At 57.3% G+C, this 410-nt stretch carries 1 protein-coding gene; it reads right to left on the bottom strand.

Annotated features, from left to right (window positions below; translation table 11 throughout):
• Nucleotides 1-130: 130 nt before the first annotated feature.
• A partial coding sequence (locus I6F37_RS42385; protein WP_225154732.1) for a hypothetical protein occupies nucleotides 131-410 on the bottom strand: 280 nt, incomplete at its 5' end.

Genomic DNA, 410 nt, shown 5'->3' with positions numbered 1-410 from the left:
GTAACCGTCTTCTGGTTCGTCATATCAAAGGCAGCGAACGAGTGATGCGCTGCAGCCGGCACGACCGCCACGACGAGTACCGCGAGCGCGAGAGATGGGTACAGGGCAAAAGGTCTCATCTGTGTCCTCGCTATTTCTTGTTGGTGCCCGGCAGTGTCGAATCTATTCCCGCTTTGCCGCTCGTATCGACCGAGTTCCGATTGTTCTCTTCGCAGACGTATTCGGAAATCGTCCAATCGCGATGACGTCGCAACGATGCGGTGGTCGTGTACGGCACGATCAAAGCATCGGGATCAGAGATGGTCGTCTCGATGCTCATCGTGTCCGGATCGGTCAGCCGGAAGCGTTCGACGATCCTCATCTTCTCGCCGTGCGGCACTCCCCGCGCGTGCTGCACGAAATCATTGAAG

This window comes from Bradyrhizobium sp. NBAIM08 (assembly GCF_020193935.1).
GTDB lineage: Bacteria > Pseudomonadota > Alphaproteobacteria > Rhizobiales > Xanthobacteraceae > Bradyrhizobium > Bradyrhizobium yuanmingense.
This window is presented reverse-complemented; position numbering and strand designations above follow the sequence as displayed.